General features: G+C 36.9%; 11 protein-coding genes and 1 other annotated feature (1 of these 12 running past the window's edge). Of the genes, 1 reads left to right on the plus strand and 10 read right to left on the minus strand.

Annotation, left to right across the window (positions count from 1 at the left end; translation table 11 throughout):
- Positions 1-134: 134 nt before the first annotated feature.
- On the plus strand, positions 135-1,316 hold the full coding sequence (locus KA900_RS00160; RefSeq protein WP_115342403.1) for a M20 family metallopeptidase: 1,182 nt from the start codon (positions 135-137) through the stop codon (positions 1,314-1,316).
- A gap of 287 nt (positions 1,317-1,603) precedes the next feature.
- Here KA900_RS00160 and tuf read toward each other — a convergent pair whose 3' ends face one another.
- From tuf to rplJ, 10 genes are all read right to left on the minus strand, one after another.
- Positions 1,604-2,791, minus strand: a complete 1,188-nt coding sequence (gene tuf / locus KA900_RS00165) for an elongation factor Tu (protein ID WP_103372867.1) — start codon at positions 2,789-2,791, stop codon at positions 1,604-1,606.
- 216 nt (positions 2,792-3,007) lie between these two features.
- On the minus strand, positions 3,008-5,098 hold the full coding sequence (gene fusA / locus KA900_RS00170) for an elongation factor G (protein ID WP_108909551.1): 2,091 nt from the start codon (positions 5,096-5,098) through the stop codon (positions 3,008-3,010).
- A 118-nt stretch (positions 5,099-5,216) separates the two neighbouring features.
- Positions 5,217-5,687 carry a 30S ribosomal protein S7 gene (rpsG, locus tag KA900_RS00175; RefSeq protein ID WP_019468564.1) on the minus strand — a complete coding sequence of 157 codons (471 nt, stop codon included), beginning with the start codon at positions 5,685-5,687 and terminating at the stop codon, positions 5,217-5,219.
- Positions 5,688-5,758: 71 nt separating this feature from the next.
- Positions 5,759-6,181, minus strand: a complete 423-nt coding sequence (rpsL, locus tag KA900_RS00180) for a 30S ribosomal protein S12 (protein ID WP_096810915.1) — start codon at positions 6,179-6,181, stop codon at positions 5,759-5,761.
- A gap of 93 nt (positions 6,182-6,274) precedes the next feature.
- Positions 6,275-6,529, minus strand: coding sequence for a ribosomal L7Ae/L30e/S12e/Gadd45 family protein (locus tag KA900_RS00185; RefSeq protein WP_119487748.1), 255 nt, complete (start codon positions 6,527-6,529; stop codon positions 6,275-6,277).
- Positions 6,530-6,812: 283 nt separating this feature from the next.
- On the minus strand, positions 6,813-10,406 hold the full coding sequence (gene rpoC, locus KA900_RS00190) for a DNA-directed RNA polymerase subunit beta' (RefSeq protein ID WP_170006859.1): 3,594 nt from the start codon (positions 10,404-10,406) through the stop codon (positions 6,813-6,815).
- Between the two features lie 171 nt (positions 10,407-10,577).
- A complete protein-coding gene (gene rpoB, locus KA900_RS00195; protein ID WP_096810918.1) occupies positions 10,578-14,129 on the minus strand; it encodes a DNA-directed RNA polymerase subunit beta in 3,552 nt (1,183 codons plus the stop codon).
- Positions 14,130-14,328: 199 nt separating this feature from the next.
- Positions 14,329-14,937, minus strand: coding sequence for a class I SAM-dependent methyltransferase (locus KA900_RS00200; RefSeq protein WP_096810919.1), 609 nt, complete (start codon positions 14,935-14,937; stop codon positions 14,329-14,331).
- A gap of 249 nt (positions 14,938-15,186) precedes the next feature.
- Positions 15,187-15,555 (minus strand): 50S ribosomal protein L7/L12, encoded by a 369-nt coding sequence (gene rplL, locus KA900_RS00205; protein ID WP_096823951.1) that lies wholly within the window; start codon positions 15,553-15,555, stop codon positions 15,187-15,189.
- A gap of 43 nt (positions 15,556-15,598) precedes the next feature.
- Positions 15,599-16,108: a 50S ribosomal protein L10 gene (rplJ, locus tag KA900_RS00210; protein WP_096810921.1), complete on the minus strand. Its 510-nt coding sequence runs from the start codon at positions 16,106-16,108 to the stop codon at positions 15,599-15,601.
- Between the two features lie 77 nt (positions 16,109-16,185).
- Positions 16,186-16,259 (minus strand) — a sequence feature (ribosomal protein L10 leader region) (it continues 74 nt past the right edge of the window).

The following is a 16,259-nucleotide window of genomic DNA, read 5'->3' on the forward strand; positions in this document are numbered from 1 at the left end:
AACAGGAAAGTAGAATCATCTTAAACAGTAAAGCGTTTTCTACGATTTAATTGCTATGATAATCATTGGCTCTACAGTTAAGTCATTTAAAATGGTATAATGGAGTAATCATTTTTAAGAAAGAAGGGTTGAAGTTGTTTGACTGGTTTCAACTAGCTAAAGAAAAAGAAAACTCAATGATTCAAGTGCGTCGTTACTTACATCAATATCCTGAATTATCATTCGAGGAGTATCATACACGTGATTACATCCTCAATCAACTCAGCCAATTATCATGTGAAGTACGTTCACCGGTTGGACGAAATGGTATCGTTGCGACATTTACAGGTCATGACGATGGGCCTACAATCGCTTTACGTGCTGATTTTGACGCATTACCTATCGACGAATTGACTGATTTAGATTATAAATCTAAAAATCCAGGTGCTATGCATGCTTGTGGGCATGATGGTCATACTGCAATATTATTAGCCGTTGCAGAAATCATCGAAGCACATCAAAATGCGCTCAATGGCAATGTAGTATTAATCTTCCAATATGGTGAAGAAATTATGCCCGGCGGATCGCAAGAAATGATTGATGATGGCTGTTTACAAAATGTAGATAGAATTTATGGTAATCATTTATGGAGTGGTTACCCAACTGGTACGATTTATTCTCGACCAGGTGCTATGATGGCATCCCCAGATGAATTCAATGTGACAATACATGGCAGAGGCGGTCATGGTGCTAAACCACACGAAACCATTGATCCTGTTGTGATTATGGCTGAATTTATTATGAGTGCACAAAAGATTGTATCTCGAACTATCGATCCAGTAAAGCAAGCTGTCATCAGTTTTGGAATGGTGCAAGCTGGTTCAGCAGATAACATCATACCAGACAGTGCATTTTGTAAAGGAACGGTTCGTACATTTGATACAGAGATACAAGCCCATGTCATGAATAAAATGGATAAATTATTACAAGGATTGGCTGTCGCAAACGATATCACATATGATTTGGATTATATCAAAGGTTATTTACCAGTCCATAACAATCCGACATGCTATGAAATTGTAAAACAAGCTACTAATGATATGAATTTAAGATTTAATGAATCAGAACTGATGATGATTGGTGAAGACTTTTCACATTACCAAAAAGTACGTCCAGGTGCGTTCTTTTTAACTGGCTGTGGCGATCCTGAAAAAAATACCACATATCCGCACCACAGTCCTTATTTTAATTTAGATGAAAAAGCTATGAAATACACGGCTAGTCAATTCTTAAAAATATTAGAGTTAGAAAACGTAATTAGCCAACCTACAACATAACTAACATCTTAAACCCATATAAAATAACAATGGCTGGTAAAATTCAAAAATATGCTTATTCCAAAGCGTTCAATTTTCAATTCCAAGTGTCTTTGATATAAAATAATTCATAGGCGCATAATCTCTCCTTAATTTATTTGGTCGGATATTTAAATTATAGAGATTTTGCGCTTTTTTTGTATCAAAAAACAGGACTGATATAAAAACCAGTCCTGTTTAGCATAGTGTCTAAAAAAAGAGCCTCCAATATTGGAGACCCTCTTAATCTATTTTTAAGATAAACTATCTTATTTGAAGATTTCAGTTACAACGCCTGATCCAACAGTACGTCCACCTTCACGGATTGAGAAACGAGTACCGTCTTCAATAGCGATTGGAGAAATCAATTCAACTTGCATTTCTACGTTATCGCCAGGCATAACCATTTCAGTACCTTCTGGTAAAGTAACAACACCAGTTACATCAGTAGTACGGAAATAGAATTGTGGGCGGTAGTTACTGAAGAATGGCGTATGACGTCCACCTTCATCTTTAGATAAAACATAAACTTCTGCTTTGAAGCTTGTGTGCGGTGTAATTGAACCAGGAGCAGCTAAAACTTGACCACGTTGGATATCTTCACGTGCAACACCACGTAATAATGCACCAATGTTGTCACCAGCTTCAGCATAGTCTAATAATTTACGGAACATTTCTACACCAGTAACAGTTGTTTTGCTTGATTCTTCTTGCATACCGATGATTTCAACTTCTTCACCGACTTTGATTTGACCACGTTCAACACGGCCTGTAGCAACAGTACCACGACCAGTGATTGAGAATACGTCCTCAACTGGCATCATGAATGGTTTGTCAGAATCACGTTCTGGAGTTGGAATGAAGTCATCAACTGCTTGCATTAAGTCTAAGATTTTTTGCTCATAGTCAGCGTCGCCTTCAAGTGCTTTTAATGCTGAACCAGAGATTACAGGTACATCGTCACCTGGGAAGTCATATTCGCTTAATAAGTCACGAACTTCCATTTCTACTAATTCTAATAATTCTTCATCGTCAACCATGTCAACTTTGTTTAAGAATACAACTAATGCTGGAACACCAACGTTACGTGATAAAAGAATGTGTTCACGCGTTTGTGGCATTGGGCCATCAGCAGCAGATACTACTAAGATAGCTCCGTCCATTTGAGCAGCACCAGTGATCATGTTTTTAACATAGTCAGCGTGTCCTGGGCAGTCAACGTGAGCATAGTGACGTTTGTCAGTTGTATACTCGATGTGAGAAGTATTGATTGTAATACCACGTTCTTTTTCTTCTGGAGCGTTGTCAATCATGTCGTATGATTGTGCAACAGCGTCACCATTTTTTGCTAAAACAGTTGCAATAGCAGCTGTTAAAGTAGTTTTACCGTGGTCAACGTGTCCGATTGTACCAATATTGGCATGTTCTTTTGAGCGATCGAATTTTTCTTTAGCCATTATAAAATCTCTCCTATTCGTTAGAAAATTAATTGTAAAATTTATCTCTCATGACAGTTTCTCACCATCATGAGAAAATGATTTATTTAGGTTTAAAAGGACTGTACAGTACCTTTATAATGCATTTTCCCAAAAAAATCAATTGATAAAACTGTAAACTACATAATTAAACTTTACATGTATTGTACAGACTAGCGCTAAACAATACAAGTTTAATTATTCAGCTTTATTACCACTGTTTTTCTTGATAATATCTTCAGCAACTGATTTTGGAACTTCTGCATAGTGATCGAAGTACATTGTGTATGTTCCACGACCTTGTGTGTTAGAACGTAATGCAGTTGCATAACCGAACATTTCTGAAAGTGGTACAAAAGCATTTACAACTTGTGCATTACCACGAGGTTCCATACCATCAACGCGTCCACGACGAGAAGTTACGTCACCCATGATGTCGCCCATGTATTCTTCAGGCATTTCGATTGTTACTTTCATCATTGGTTCTAAGATAACTGGATCACATTTTTTGGCAGCTTCTTTAAGTGCCATTGATGCAGCAATTTTGAAGGCCATTTCTGATGAATCGACATCGTGGTATGAACCATCAAATAATCTAGCTTTAACATCAATTAATGGATATCCAGCTAATACACCATTTTCCATTGAATCTTTAAGTCCTGCTTCAACTGATGGAATGTATTCACGAGGAACTACACCACCAACGATAGCGTTTTCGAATTCGAAACCTGCACCTGTTTCGTTAGGTGAGAATTCAATTTTAACGTCACCGTATTGACCACGACCACCAGATTGACGAGCGAATTTACCTTGAACTTCTGCTGATTGCTTGAATGTTTCACGATATGAAACCATTGGCGCACCAACATTACATTCAACGTTAAATTCTTTCTTCATACGATCAACTAAGATATCTAAGTGAAGCTCACCCATACCGCCGATAATAACTTGTCCAGTTTCTTCATCAGTATGCGCATGGAACGTTGGGTCTTCTTCTTGTAATTTAACTAAAGCTGTAGTCATTTTATCTTGGTCTGCTTTAGATTTTGGTTCAACTGATAAGTGAATAACAGGTTCTGGGAAATCCATTGATTCCAAGATAATATCATTTTTCTCACCACATAAAGTATCACCAGTACCAGTTTCTTTAAGACCTACCGCAGCAGCGATATCTCCTGAGTAAACTGTGTTTAACTCTTGACGAGAGTTAGCGTGCATTTGTAGTAAACGACCTACACGTTCACGTTTGTTCTTCGTAGAGTTTTTAACGTATGAACCAGATGATAATGTACCTGAATACACACGGAAGAATGTTAATTTACCAACATAAGGGTCACTCATTACTTTGAACGCTAATGCAGCGAACTCAGCGTCGTCATCAGCTCTTGCGATAACTTCTTCGTCTGGGTCTTCAGCACGGTGGCCGACAATTGGTTTAACATCTAATGGTGATGGTAAATAATCAATTACTGCGTTAAGCATTAATTGAACACCTTTGTTTTTGAAGGCAGTACCAACAAGAACTGGGTAGAATTCAATATTATTAGTTGCTTGACGAATAGCATCTTTTAATTCAGCTACAGTAATTTCTTCGTCACCAAGGTATTTTTCCATTAATTCATCACTAGTTTCAGCTACTGCTTCAATTAGTGTTGCACGAGCTTCTTCAGCTCTTTCTTTGTGATCTTCAGGAATTTCAATTTCTTCAATTTCAGTTCCTAAATCATTGTTGTATTTGAAACATTTCATTTCAACTAAGTCGATGATTGCTTCAAATTCATCTTCCGCACCAATTGGTAATTGGATTGGTTGCGCATTCGCTTGTAAGCGATCATGAATAGTGCTTACAGCATATTCAAAGTTCGCACCTAATTTGTCCATTTTGTTTACAAAAACAATACGAGGAACGCTGTAAGTTGTAGCTTGACGCCAAACTGTTTCAGTTTGAGGTTCAACACCTGATTGTGCATCAAGTACAGTTACCGCACCATCAAGTACACGTAATGAACGTTCAACTTCTACAGTGAAGTCTACGTGTCCAGGTGTATCAATGATGTTTACACGGTGATCATCCCATGAAGCTGTTGTTGCAGCTGATGTAATTGTGATACCGCGATCTTGCTCCTGTTCCATCCAGTCCATTTGTGAAGCTCCTTCGTGAGTTTCACCGATTTTATGGATACGTCCAGTATAGTAAAGAATACGTTCAGTCGTAGTTGTTTTACCAGCATCGATGTGAGCCATGATACCGATATTACGAGTTCTTTCTAAACTAAAATCTCTAGCCATGTATTTTTCTCCTTCCAGTATAACTGCGAATAAATACTATAAATATGGCGATACCCTAAACATGCACCTAGATAGTAAACTATCGTTTTGGAACACGCTCAGGGAAAAACCTACTATCCTACCAACGATAGTGAGCGAAGGCTTTGTTAGCTTCAGCCATTTTATGAACGTCTTCACGTTTCTTAACTGCACCACCAGTGTTGTTTGCAGCATCTAAGATTTCGTTAGCTAAACGTTCTTCCATAGTTTTTTCACCACGAAGACGTGAATAGTTAACTAACCAACGAAGACCTAAAGTAGTACGACGTTCTGGACGAACTTCTACAGGTACTTGATAGTTAGAGCCACCTACACGGCGTGCTTTAACTTCTAATACTGGCATGATATTGTCGATCGCTTCTTCGAATACTTCGATAGCTTCACGACCACTGCGTTCTTGAACTAATTCAAATGCAGAATAAAGAATTTTTTGAGCTGTTCCACGTTTACCATCTAACATAATCTTGTTAATTAATTTTGTAACTAATTTTGAATTATGAATTGGATCTGGTAATACGTCTCTTTTTGGTACTGATCCTTTACGAGGCATAATGTAAATCCTCCCTTCCTAATTGTAATATATTTTTATGCTTTATAACGAAAATTTACGCAATCTTAAACTTATTTTTTATTTTGTTTAGGTTTTTTAGTTCCGTATAATGAACGTCCTTTTCTACGACCGTCAACACCTGAAGTATCAAGTGCACCACGTACGATGTGGTAACGCACACCAGGTAAGTCTTTTACACGTCCACCGCGTACAAGTACAACACTGTGTTCTTGTAAGTTATGGCCGATACCAGGGATATACGCGTTGATTTCAATATTGTTAGACAAACGCACACGCGCATATTTACGTAACGCAGAGTTAGGTTTTTTAGGTGCCATAGTACCTACACGTGTACAAACACCACGTTTTTGTGGTGAATTTAAAGTAGTGTACTTTTTCTTTCTGCTATTGAAGTTTTTGTTCAATGCTGGTGAATCATAGTTTTTTGATTTTCTTTGTCTTGGTTTACGTACCAATTGGTTAATAGTTGGCATGAATGTGTCCTCCTCTCTTCTTTTATAATCCCACACATCCAGGTGGTTCATTTTAAGGGTAAATAAAATTTAGTAAGAAAAATCTTACTAATCTCATTTCAATAATGCAACAATTGTCGCATCAACGTTTATACCCACACACTTTCCTAAAGCTTGTTTGCTTTCGAAAAATGAGATAGATATGTCTTTGTGATTGATATGACTTAATACGCGAGTCATTAAATGAACTTCAACGTCTTCAGCAATAATCAATGATGTAACTTGATCTTTATTCAAAGCTTTGAGCGTTTGTTTAAGACCAATAACATAGTGTTGTTTGTTAAAGCGTGCAACTTTTTCATTAGACATTTAAATATCCTCCAAAGTTCTGCTTGCATCAACCTTAATAATAATAACATCTAAATTACTGCTAAGTCAACTTTAATTAACATTTTTTACAGGAATTATTTTTTAAAAATAAGAGAGCGAAACAAAGGTTAAATTTATAAAATTTAATCTCTGTTTCTACCCTCTGTAAAAGGATTAGGTTTTAAAAATTTAGTATAAATACTTTTAATTTTTAATATTGGACTGGATCAATACAGTACTCATAATGAATACAATATGCGCTAATCATTTTTTAACAATAGCATTAGATTTCAGTTGTTTGAATATCTTCTACAACTTCTTCTGGTGTTGCTTTGTCATACTGAACATCGCTATAACGTCTCATACCTGTACCAGCTGGAATTAATTTACCAATAATAACGTTCTCTTTAAGTCCAAGTAAATTATCACGTTTACCTTTGATTGCTGCATCTGTAAGTACACGTGTTGTTTCTTGGAATGAAGCTGCAGATAAGAAGCTTTCAGTTTCAAGAGAAGCTTTCGTAATACCAAGTAATACTGGTTTAGATGTAGCTGGACGTTTACGGTCTTTGAACGCTTCACGGTTAGCATCTGTAAAGTTATGAATGTCAACAAGTGCACCTGGAAGTAATTTCGTATCTCCAGCTTCAATGATACGCACTTTACGTAACATTTGTCTTACCATAACTTCAACGTGTTTGTCATCAATTTCAACACCTTGCATACGGTAAACTTTTTGCACTTCTTTTAATAAATAACTTTCAGTAGCATTTAGACCTGAAACAGATAGGAAGTTCTTAGGTTCAATTGAACCTTCTGTAAGAGCTTCACCACGTTCAACACTTTGGCCGATTTCAACTTTTAATCTTGAAGTACCTGAAGCCAGGTAAGATTTAGTTTCATTTTCGCCTTTGATTACGATTTCTTGTTGACGGTCTTTTGCAACACTAATGTCATCAACAACACCTTCAATTTCAGTAATCACTGCCTGACCTTTAGGGTTACGCGCCTCGAAAATCTCTTGGATACGAGGAAGACCTTGAGTGATATCGCTACCTGCTACCCCACCTGTATGGAATGTACGCATAGTAAGCTGTGTACCTGGTTCACCAATTGATTGTGCAGCAATTGTTCCAACTGCTTCACCAACTTCAACTTTTTCACCAGTAGCAAGGTTTTTACCGTAACATTTTTCACATACACCATGACGTGTGTTACATGTAAATGCTGAACGGATATACATTTCTTCTATACCAGCGTCCGTGATATTCTTAGCGATTTCTGCTGTTACCAATTCATCTGGTCGAACAATCACTTCGTCTGTTTCTGGGTGACGGATAGTTTCTTTTGAGTAACGGCCTTCAATACGTTCACTGAATGGTTCGATCATTTCTGTACCTTCTTTAATATCAGATACAAGTAAACCTCGGTCAGTACCACAGTCTTCCTCACGAACAATAACATCTTGTGCCACATCAACAAGACGACGCGTAAGATAACCAGAGTCTGCTGTTTTAAGTGCTGTATCGGCAAGACCTTTACGTGCACCGTGAGTAGAAATGAAGTACTCTAATACAGTTAAACCTTCACGGAATGATGAAGTAATTGGTAATTCAATAATCTTACCTGATGGTGCAGCCATAAGACCACGCATACCTGCTAACTGAGTAAAGTTAGATGCGTTACCACGAGCACCAGAGTCACTCATCATAAAGATTGGGTTGGTTTTTTCAAGTGATCCCATCAATTCTTTTTGAATTTGATCTTTAGCATCTGTCCAAATTTCAACAACTGCATTATAGCGTTCAAATTCTGTGATTAAACCACGGTTAAATTGTTTTTGTACTTTATCTACTAATTTTTCATGTTCATCTAAGATTTGTTGTTTATCTGGTAATACAACAATGTCAGATACACCAACAGTAATACCCGCTTTAGAAGAGTATTTGAATCCTAAGTCTTTCATTCTGTCTAACATCATTGATGTATCAGTGATGCTGAAGCGATTGAAGACTTCTGCAATGATATTACCTAAGAAATTCTTATTAAATGGATCGATGAGTTCTTGGTTATCAAAGTATGCTTTCAATCCATCTTCACCTAATTCAGTAGCAGAAACGAAATATTTATCTGGTGTACTGTTTTCTAAATTAGATTTAGTTGGTTCATTAATATATGCAAATGAATCAGGGATGATTTCATTAAAGATAACTTTACCAACAGATGTTGTTAAGATTTTTTTGTTTTGTTCTTCTGTAAATGTTGGGTTGTTAAATGATGATGCATGTACGCCAATACGCGTATGCAAGTGCACATAACCATTTGCATAAGCTTTGAGTACTTCATTTGTATCATTGTAAATTGTACCAGTATTTACAGCATCTTTACGCTCTAAAGTAAGATAATAGTTACCTAATACCATGTCTTGTGATGGTGTAACAACAGGTTTACCATCTTTAGGGTTTAAGATATTTTGAGCTGCAAGCATTAGCATACGTGCTTCTGCTTGTGCTTCTTTAGATAGCGGTACATGAACAGCCATTTGGTCACCGTCAAAGTCAGCGTTATAAGCTGTTGTTGCAAGTGGGTGTAAACGGATTGCACGGCCTTCCACTAACGTTGGTTCAAATGCTTGGATACCTAATCTGTGAAGTGTTGGTGCACGGTTTAAAAGAACTGGATGTTCTTTAATAACATCTTCTAATACATCCCAAACTTCATCATCCATACGTTCAATCTTGCTCTTAGCATTTTTAATGTTTGTTGCAATTTCACGCTGAACTAACTCTTTCATAATGAAAGGTTTGAATAGCTCTAATGCCATTTCTTTAGGTAGACCACATTGATACATCTTCAAGCTAGGACCAACAGCGATAACTGAACGGCCTGAATAGTCAACACGTTTACCTAATAAGTTTTGACGGAAACGACCTTGTTTACCTTTCAACATATGTGAAAGTGATTTTAATGGACGGTTACCTGGTCCAGTTACTGGACGACCACGACGACCATTATCTATTAATGCATCCACTGCTTCTTGTAACATACGTTTTTCGTTTTGTACGATGATGCCAGGAGCACCTAAATCTAACAAACGTTTCAAACGGTTATTGCGGTTAATAACACGACGGTATAAGTCGTTCAAGTCACTTGTAGCGAAACGTCCACCATCTAATTGAACCATTGGTCTAATTTCTGGTGGGATGATTGGGAGTACATCTAATACCATCCAAGCTGGGTTGTTACCAGAATGTCTGAATGATTCAACTACTTCTAGACGTTTAATTGCACGTGTAAGTCTTTGTCCAGTTGCAGATTCTAACTCATCACGCAACGCTTTTAATTCGGCGTCTAAATCAATTTCATCTAGTAATTCTTTGATTCCTTCAGCACCCATTTTAGCTGTAAATTGACCTGGGAATTTATCATAGTATTCTCTGAATTCTGCTTCAGATAATAATGTCTTTTTCTCTAATCCAGTTGGTCCTGGGTTAACTACAACGTATGAAGCAAAGTAAATAACTTCTTCTAACGCTCTTGGTGACATATCTAATAAAAGACCCATACGACTTGGGATACCTTTGAAGTACCAAATGTGAGATACAGGTGCAGCTAATTCAATGTGCCCCATTCTTTCACGGCGTACTTTAGATTTAGTTACTTCTACGCCACATCTGTCACAAACCATACCTTTATAACGTACACGTTTGTATTTACCACAACTACATTCCCAGTCTTTTGTAGGTCCGAAAATTCTCTCACAGAATAGACCATCTTTTTCTGGTTTTAAAGTACGATAGTTAATTGTTTCTGGCTTTTTAACCTCACCAAAAGACCATGAACGGATTTTTTCAGGTGAAGCAAGTCCTATTTTCATATAATGGAAATTATTTACATCAATCAAGGAGCCTACCTCCTTCAATTTAGATTAGCTGTGCAAATTGATTGATTGCTCTATATCAATAATAGATAAACCGAGAATGAGGCAAGTAATCAATACTTAACCTCAATACGGTAAATCTTTTTATAAACTTAAATGCGAATTGTATTAGTCAGTAATTTCTTTTTGTGATTGTGGTGCTCCTTTTTGTTGGAGATCCACTTTGCGTTCTACTGCGTCTTCATCTTCATTATCCTGCATGTCAATTTCATTGTCATGCTCATCCATAATCTTAACGTCTAAGCCTAAACTTTGTAGTTCTTTCATCAATACTCGGAATGATTCAGGCACACCAGGTTTAGTAATGTTTTCACCTTTAACAATAGATTCGTAAGTTTTAACACGACCTACAGTATCATCAGATTTATAAGTTAAGATTTCTTGAAGTGTGTATGCAGCACCGTAAGCTTCAAGTGCCCATACTTCCATCTCACCGAAACGTTGTCCACCAAATTGTGCTTTACCGCCAAGTGGTTGTTGTGTCACAAGTGAGTAAGGTCCAGTTGAACGTGCGTGTAGTTTATCGTCAACCATATGTGCAAGTTTCAGCATATACATAACACCGACTGAAATTCTGTTATCAAATGGTTCACCTGTACGTCCGTCATACAATACTGTCTTACCGTCACGTGCCATGCCAGCTTCTTCAATTGTTGACCATACATCTTCGTCACTCGCACCATCAAATACTGGTGATGCGACATGAATACCTAAGTTTTTAGCAGCCATACCTAAGTGCAACTCTAATACTTGTCCGATATTCATACGTGATGGCACACCTAATGGGTTAAGCATGATATCAATTGGTGTACCGTCTGGTAAATAAGGCATATCTTCTTCAGGAACTAGCTTAGAAATAACACCTTTGTTACCGTGACGACCACACATTTTATCACCAACATGAATTTTACGTTTTTGAACGATATAAACACGTACTAATTGGTTTACACCTGGAGATAGTGTGTCATCTCCCTCTTCACGGTTGAAGACTTTAACATCTAGAACAATACCGCCTGCACCATGAGGTACACGTAACGATGTATCACGTACTTCACGTGCTTTTTCACCGAATATTGCATGTAATAAACGCTCTTCTGCTGTTAATTCTGTTACACCTTTAGGCGTTACTTTACCTACTAAAATGTCACCATCATTAACTTCAGCACCTACGTATACAATACCACGGTCATCTAAGTTTTTAAGTGCACTATCTGAAACGTTAGGGATATCACGTGTAATTTCTTCAGGTCCTAGTTTTGTATCACGCGCTTCTGATTCATACTCTTCAATATGAATAGAAGTATAAACGTCATCTTTCATTAGACGTTCACTCATAATTACAGCATCCTCGTAGTTATAGCCGTCCCAAGTCATGAAGCCGACAACTACGTTTCTACCTAACGCCATTTCACCAAGTTCCATTGAAGGACCATCGGCTAATATTTCACCTTTAGCTACGACATCACCTGTAGCAACGATAGGTCGTTGGTTATAGCAAGTACCTGTGTTTGAACGTTTGAACTTAGCTAATGGGTAACGATCGATTTCTCCCTCGTATTCTTGGCCATCTTCTTCAATAAGTTGACGTACAAGGATTTCATTAGATTCAACGTGCTCAACACGTCCTTTATTTTTAGCAACAATAGCTGCACCAGAATCGCGTGCTGCTACGTGCTCCATACCAGTACCTACGAAAGGTGATTCTGGATTCATCAATGGTACCGCTTGACGTTGCATGTTTGCACCCATTAATGCACGGTTAGAGTCATCGTTTTCTAAGAAAGGAATACATGCTGTCGCTGCCGAAACAACTTGTTTAGGAGATACATCCATATAATCCATTTTTTCTTTAGCCATCACTGTGTTATTACCACGGAAACGACAAACAACTTCGTCGTCTAAGAAGCGACCATTTTCATCTAAATTAGAGTTCGCTTGTGCTACCACATAGCTATCCTCTTCATCAGCTGTTAAGTAATCGATTTGATCAGTAATGCTGTTTGTTTCAATATCTACTTTACGGTATGGTGTTTCGATAAAGCCAAATTCGTTTACACGTGCATAACTTGATAATGAGTTGATCAAACCAATGTTTGGCCCCTCTGGCGTTTCAATTGGACACATACGACCATAGTGTGAATAGTGAACGTCACGTACTTCCATTTGAGCACGTTCACGTGTTAAACCACCAGGCCCTAATGCTGATAGACGACGTTTATGTGTCAACTCTGCTAATGGGTTAGCTTGGTCCATGAATTGTGACAATTGAGAACTACCAAAGAATTCTTTAATAGATGCAATTACAGGACGAATATTGATTAATTGTTGTGGTGTAATAGAGTCTGTATCTTGAATAGACATTCTTTCACGTACAACACGTTCCATTCTTGATAAACCAATACGGAATTGGTTTTGTAACAACTCACCTACTGAACGTAGACGACGGTTACCAAGGTGGTCAATATCATCTGTAAAGCCAATACCACTTAACAAGTTAAAGAAATAAGACATTGATGCAATGATATCTGCCGGTGTAATGCATTTCACTTCAGAGTCTGGGAACGCATTACCAATCACTGTAGTCGTACGACCTTCTTCATCATTCGGAACATACACTTTGATTGACTGTATTTCAACTGGCTCATCAATCACTGTACCTTCTAGTTCAAACACTTCACTGTTCGCGTTAGCTTCTAATACGTCCATAATTTCATCTAAATTACGACGATCTAAGACTGTGCCTTCTTCAGCAACAATTTCGCCTGTTTCAGTATTAACAATAGGTTCTGCTAATTTTTGATTGAATAGACGGTGTTTTAAATGAAGTTTTTTATTTGCTTTATAACGACCTACACTTGCTAGGTCATAACGTTTTGGATCAAAGAAACGTGAATATAGTAAACTTTTAGCATTTTCAACTGTAGGAGGTTCGCCTGGGCGTAAACGCTCATAAATTTCTAATAATGCTTGATCTGTGTTTTCTGTACCATCTTTTTCTAATGTGTTACGTAAGTACTCGTTATCACCTAAAAGATCAATGATTTCTTGATCTGTAGAGAATCCTAAAGCACGTAACAACACGGTTAATGGTAGTTTTCTTGTTCTATCAATGCGTACATATACTACGTCTTTTGCGTCAGTTTCATATTCTAACCATGCACCACGGTTAGGAATGATTGTTGCATCATAGTTTGTGCGACCATTTTTATCTAGTTTTTCATTAAAATATACGGATGGTGAACGAACTAGTTGAGATACAATTACACGTTCAGCACCATTAATGACAAATGTACCTGTATCTGTCATTAATGGGAAATCACCCATAAACACTTCTTGCTCTTTCACTTCGCCTGTTTCTTTAATGATTAGACGTACTTTTACACGTAGAGGTGCAGAATACGTCGTGTCACGGTTTTTCGATTCTTCTAAATCATATTTCGGTTCACCAAGTCTGTAATCAACAAACTCTAAAGATAGATTACCTGTGAAATCTTCAATCGGTGAAATGTCTCTAAACATTTCATATAAACCTTCTTCTAAGAACCACTCGTAAGATTTAGTTTGAATCTCAATTAAATTCGGTAATTCTAATACCTCTGAAATTCTCGCATAGTTTCTACGTTTACGATGTCTTCCATATTGGACAAATTGACCTGCCAAACAGATTCACCCCTCAAAAATTGCGTGTTTACTTTTACTAAATAAGCAAATATAATTAGACAAAAAGAAAACGGTAGCATACCTCATGACACCATTTTCTATTTCACCTTATATACTTTGTTAATTTATACGTAAAAGTACACACTTATTGAACATAATTTTTTACATTCTATTACTATATCAGAACAGTGCTTTTTAATCAACCTTTTACACTGCTTAATATGTAATAGCCTTTACTTTTTTCTATGACTTTCACGTTGTCAAATGTCTCTTCCATTTTCTTCTTAGCAGATGGCATACCTTGTTTTTTCTGAATAACAACATAAAGCGTGCCATTTGATTTTAATTTTTTAAATGAATCTTCTAAAATACTGTGAACTACCTTTTTGCCTGCTCTAATTGGTGGGTTAGTTAGGATTGCATCAAAAGCATTATCCTCTACCTTCGACAAGCCATCACTTTCTTTAATTTCTACATTTTCTATGTGATTTAGTTTTCCATTTTTGGCCGATAAAGCAAGTGCACGTTGGTTTACATCAACCATCGTTATTTCATGATGCGGGGATACTTTCGCAATCATCAAACCAATCGGTCCATAACCACAGCCAACATCTATTATTTTTTTAGTGGGCCCAGGGGGATTTTCTTTTAAAAAAGTGCGTATTAGTAAATCTGAACCAAAGTCTATTTTCCCTTTAGAAAACACGCCTGAATCAGTTACTAATTTTAAATCATAATTTTTGTAGGAATACGTAAAAGGAAGTTCATCACTTTCTACTTCAGGATTTTCATCATAGTAATGACTCATGATTACACCTCTTTTAATCTAATTCGTCTTAGATTAATACTATACCCATAACGCGATGCTATTAACAAATGCTTGGAGGGGTATAGATCAAATAAGATAAAACCCCGTTATATCGATAACGGGGTTTTCATTTCTCAAAGATTTCAGAATATCCATATAACACTTAAAATCAACGTACCGAAGCAGCTAATGTATTAAGCAATTCGGATAATCTTCAATATATAATTATGAACTGTTAGCCAGCTAGAATTATTTTAATTCTACTGTAGCGCCAACTTCTTCTAATGTTTCTTTAAGTTTTTCAGCTTCTTCAGTTGGTAAGCCTTCTTTAATTACTTTAGGCGCTCCGTCAACTAATTCTTTAGCATCTTTCAATCCTAAGCCAGTAGCTTCTTTAACAGCTTTAACGACTTTGATTTTAGATGATCCAGCTGATGTTAATTCAACATCGAATTCTGTTTTTTCTTCAGCTTCGTCTCCGCCGCCTGCTGCACCTGCTGCTGCTACTGGAGCTGCTGCAGTTACACCAAATTCTTCTTCAATTGCTTTTACTAAGTCGTTTAATTCTAAAACTGACATTTCTTTAATTGCTTCAATGATTTGTTCTTGATTAGCCATTTTAATATTCCTCCATTAATTTTGATTAGTTAATTATGCGCAATTATTCAGCGCTTTCTTCGTTTTGTTCTTTATCTTCTCCAACAGCTTTAACCGCATAAGCGAAGTTGCGTACTGGAGCTTGTAATACTGATAAAAGCATAGAAACAAGACCGTCATGTGATGGTAATGTACCAACTGTGTTAACTTCTTCGCCTGAAATAACAGAACCTTCCATAACACCTACTTTAATTTCTAAAGCTTTATGTTCTTTTGCAAATCCTGCAAGTACTTTTGCTGGAGCAACAACATCTTCTGTTGAAGTAGCAACTGCAGTAGGACCTACTAAGTGTTCATTTAAACCTTCTAAACCAACTTGTTCAGCTGCACGACGAACCATAGTATTTTTTAATACTTTGAATTCCACGCCAGCTTCACGTAATTGTGAACGTAATTCAGTTACTTCAGCAACAGTTAGACCACGATAGTCAACGATTACAGTAGATACTGAATTTTTAAGTGACTCAGCAATTACATCAACTTGTTGTTTTTTAGCTTCGATGATAGCAGACATTTAGACACCTCCATAGTTTTTTTATTTGGTGCTTTTAATCTTGATTACAACCATTAATCACGACAACTAATAATTTTGTCTCAATAAAAAAAGCACTTTCTACCCACGGCAAAAAGTGCTTGAAAGATCTAAAAATCTTCACGTTCAAGTC

Origin of the sequence: Staphylococcus sp. GDY8P120P (genome assembly GCF_017892065.1) — a bacterium.
Classification (GTDB): Bacteria; Bacillota; Bacilli; order Staphylococcales; family Staphylococcaceae; genus Staphylococcus; species Staphylococcus nepalensis.

What these genes read in the sequence shown, in the direction of transcription:
- rplL (WP_096823951.1), bottom strand. Translation starts at nt 15,555, where the DNA reads ATGGCTAATCAAGAACAAATCATTGAAGCAATTAAAGAAATGTCAGTT.
- rpsG (WP_019468564.1), bottom strand. Translation starts at nt 5,687, where the DNA reads ATGCCTCGTAAAGGATCAGTACCAAAAAGAGACGTATTACCAGATCCA.
- rpsL (WP_096810915.1), bottom strand. Translation starts at nt 6,181, where the DNA reads ATGCCAACTATTAACCAATTGGTACGTAAACCAAGACAAAGAAAATCA.
- rpoC (WP_170006859.1), bottom strand. Translation starts at nt 10,406, where the DNA reads ATGAAAATAGGACTTGCTTCACCTGAAAAAATCCGTTCATGGTCTTTT.
- rplJ (WP_096810921.1), bottom strand. Translation starts at nt 16,108, where the DNA reads ATGTCTGCTATCATCGAAGCTAAAAAACAACAAGTTGATGTAATTGCT.
- KA900_RS00185 (WP_119487748.1), bottom strand. Translation starts at nt 6,529, where the DNA reads ATGTCTAATGAAAAAGTTGCACGCTTTAACAAACAACACTATGTTATT.
- tuf (WP_103372867.1), bottom strand. Translation starts at nt 2,791, where the DNA reads ATGGCTAAAGAAAAATTCGATCGCTCAAAAGAACATGCCAATATTGGT.
- KA900_RS00200 (WP_096810919.1), bottom strand. Translation starts at nt 14,937, where the DNA reads ATGAGTCATTACTATGATGAAAATCCTGAAGTAGAAAGTGATGAACTT.
- fusA (WP_108909551.1), bottom strand. Translation starts at nt 5,098, where the DNA reads ATGGCTAGAGATTTTAGTTTAGAAAGAACTCGTAATATCGGTATCATG.